Here is a 3,723-nt window from a genome sequence, read left to right on the forward strand (position 1 = left end):
ATCACCATACAAGAAGCTCAACAGGTTGACCTTAATCGGAATAGTTCCATATCCACCGCAGTAAATACTGGTGCAGTTGGCAATGGTGGGAATATTGATCTAAAAACCGAGTCCCTATCCCTAGATAACACCTCGACAATTGAAGCAAGTACTGCCGGTAACGGAAATGCCGGTAGTATCACCATCCCAGATGCCGAGGAGGTTAACCTTAATCGGAATAGTTCCATATCCACAGCAGTAAACTCTGGAGCAGATGCTGAAAAAGCCGGTAATATTGATCTAAAAACGCGATCGCTAACATTAACCAATGGCGCTGAGATAACAGCTAGCACCACTGGGATAGGGGATGCCGGTAGTATCACTATACAAGAGGCTCAGCAGGTTGACCTTGATCTCAATAGTTCGATATCGACAGCAGTAAATACTGGTGCAGAGGGTAATGGTGGTAATGTCGATATTGAAACCAAGTCTCTATCCCTAGATCACATCTCGACCATTGAAGCGAATACTGCCGGTGTTGGCAATGGTGGCAATGTCGATATTGAAAGCAAGCATCTATCCCTGGACAATGAATCGAAAATCCTAGCTAGTACAGATAGTCAAGGGGATGCTGGTAGTATCACCATACAAGATGCTCAACAGGTTGACCTTGATCTCAACAGTTCCATTTCCACAGCAGTAAATACTGGAGCAGTTGGCAATGGTGGCAATGTCGATATTGAAACCAAGTCTCTATCCCTAGATCAAACCTCGACCATTGAAGCGAGTACTGCCGGTGTTGGCAATGCTGGTAGTATCACCATCCCAGATGCAGAGGAGGTTTCCCTTGATCGGAATAGTTCCATATCCACAGCAGTAAACTCTGGAGCAGATGCTGAAAAAGCCGGTAATATTGATCTAAAAACGCGATCGCTTACTTTAAACAATGACTCTGACATAATTGCCAGCACCTCTGGGCTTGGGAATGCCGGTAGTATCACCATACAAGATGCTCAACAGGTTAACCTTGATCTCAACAGTTCCATATCCACCGCAGTAAATACTGGTGCAGTTGGGAATGGTGGCAATATTGATCTAAAAACCGAGTCTCTATCCCTAGATCACACCTCGAAAATTGAAGCGAGTACTGCCGGTACCGGAAATGCCGGTAGTATCACAATCCCAGATACCGAGGAGGTTAACCTTAATCGGAATAGTTCCATATCCACAGCAGTAAATACTGGTGCAGTTGCCCAAAAAGAACAAGACAGCAATATTGATATTAAAACGCGATCGCTTTCTTTAAGCAATGAATCTGAGATAACTGCCAGCACCTCTGGGAAAGGGGATGCTGGTAGTATCTTCATACAAGATGCTCAAAAGGTTAACCTTGATCACAACAGTTCCATATCCACCGCAGTAAATACTGGTGCAGTTGGGAATGGTGGCAATATTGATCTAAAAACCGAGTCCCTATCCCTAGATCACACCTCGAAAATTGAAGCGAGTACTGCCGGGACCGGAGATGCAGGTAGTATCACAATCCCAGATGCCGAGGAGGTTGACCTTGTAAGGAATAGTTCGATTTCGACAGCAGTAAACACTGGAGCAGATGGCAATGGTGGCAATGTCGATCTTAAAACGCGATCGCTAACATTAAATGACTCTGACATAATTGCCAGCACCTCTGGAAAAGGGGATGCTGGTCAAATCCAGGTTCGGGATGCTCAACAGGTTAACCTTGATCGGAATAGTTCCATTTCTACAGAAGTTAACTTTGGTGCAGTTGCTGAAAAAGCCAGCAATATTGATATTAAAACCCGTACGCTTACTTTAAACAATGACTCTGACATAACTGCCAGCACCTCTGGGAAAGGGAATGCTGGTAGTATCACCATACAAGATGCTCAACAGGTTGACCTTGATCTCAACAGTTCCATTTCCACAGCAGTAAATACTGGAGCAGTTGGCAATGGTGGCAATGTCGATATTGAAACCAAGTCTCTATCCCTAGATCACACCTCGAAAATTGAAGCAAGTACTGCCGGTAACGGAAATGCCGGTAGTATCACAATCCCAGACGCTGAGGAGGTTTCCCTTAATCGGAATAGTTCGATTTCGACAGCAGTAAACACTGGTGCAGTTGGCAATGGTGGGGATGTAGATATTAAAACGCGTACGCTAAAATTAACCAATGACTCTGAAATAACTGCCAGTACTGCTGGTGATGGAGATGCCGGTAACATCACCCTTCAGGCTGATCAAGTGACCATCCAGGGAGACTCACAGGTGTCAGCCACTACTTCCAGCGTTACCAATACTGACCGGGGTAAGGGTGGCAACATTAACATAATTGAGGCCAATCGGTTTGAGGCTACCGACGGTGGGAACGTCAGAACCACCACCGAAGGTAATAAGCAGGCTGGTAATATTACTCTGGAAGTACGTGATGATATAACTCTAGCTGGAGCTGGAAGTGGGTTGTTTGCCAACACTACTCGTGGTTCTAGCGGTGATGGTGGCAATATTTTCGTTGACCCCAGAACTTTGACCATTCGGGATAAAGCCAAGATAGCTGTAGATAGCCAAGGCCAGGGAAAAGGGGGCAGTATTACACTTGAGGCAGGCACACTCACCCTTAATAATAAAGCAGAGCTATCCGCAGAAACGGCTAGCGACCAAGGGGGCAATATTACCTTAACCATTGACGAGTTGTTGTTCTTGCGACGGGAGAGTAAAATATCCACTACCGCAGGTACTGCTCAAGCTGGTGGAGACGGCGGCAATATTACGATTAATGCTCCCTTTATCCTAGGCATTCGTCAAGAAAATAGCGACATTACCGCTAATGCTTTTGAAGGCAATGGCGGCAATATCACAATCACCACCCAAGGTATCATTGGGCTAGAGTTCCGAGAAAAGCTCACCCCCCTCAGTGACATTACCGCTAGCTCTGAGTTTGGTGTAGATGGTACCGTCAACATCAATGCACCTCAAATTGACCCCAGCCGAGGGTTGTCGGAATTGCCAACCGATGTCATTGATGTCTCTCAACTGATTGAAAAAAACCTCTGTGCTGCGGGTGAGGGGAGTGAATTTATTGCCACAGGTCGTGGTGGCTTACCGGTTTCTCCCAACGAAACCCTGAACCCCAATGCTACATGGGACGATTGGCGTATCACTGAGCAACCTCAAACTAGGATCAAAAGGCGTCGGTTAAGGTCAAGGCAGCATCAACTACAGATTAATCAACCACAGACCAGTAATCCTAAACCTAAACAAATTGTGGAAGCCCAAGGCTGGGTTATCGGTGCCAACGGGGAGGTAATTCTCACCGCTCATCCAGTCATAGTGACTCCGAAGGGTACCTGGTTACATAAAGTAGACTGTCCAATGCTTCACCAAACCTTTAAGCAGCTGCGGTGAGTTTTCCGGGGAAACCAGAGGATAGATCCCCCTCCCGTCCCCCTTAACAAGGGGGAAGCCAGAGGATAGATCCTCCTCCCGTCCCCCTTAACAAGATAGATCCTCCTCCCGTCCCCCTTAACAAGATAGATCCCCCTCCCGTCCCCCTTAACAAGGGGGAAGCCAGAGGATAGATCCTCCTCCCGTCACCTGTCTTGACATTAATTTACTTACGACATCACATAAACTTTCAACTTCTCGGACTACAGTTCCAGGTGAGTGAATCTAAAGCAAACTCTACTTTTAACTACTGGCAATCTATTTTCAGGGAAGCTCTAC

The 3,723-nt window shown here is 46.4% G+C and carries 2 protein-coding genes; both read left to right on the plus strand.

Annotation, left to right across the window (positions count from 1 at the left end; genetic code table 11):
• Positions 1-3,405 (plus strand): beta strand repeat-containing protein (locus tag F6K20_RS28680; protein WP_287296937.1); only part of this gene is annotated, 3,405 nt, incomplete at its 5' end.
• A gap of 194 nt (positions 3,406-3,599) precedes the next feature.
• The coding region (locus F6K20_RS28685) for a helix-turn-helix domain-containing protein (protein ID WP_287296938.1) at positions 3,600-3,723 on the plus strand (124 nt) is incomplete at its 3' end.

The sequence above is a fragment of the Moorena sp. SIO2C4 genome (assembly GCF_010672485.1).
Lineage (GTDB): Bacteria > Cyanobacteriota > Cyanobacteriia > Cyanobacteriales > Coleofasciculaceae > Moorena > Moorena producens.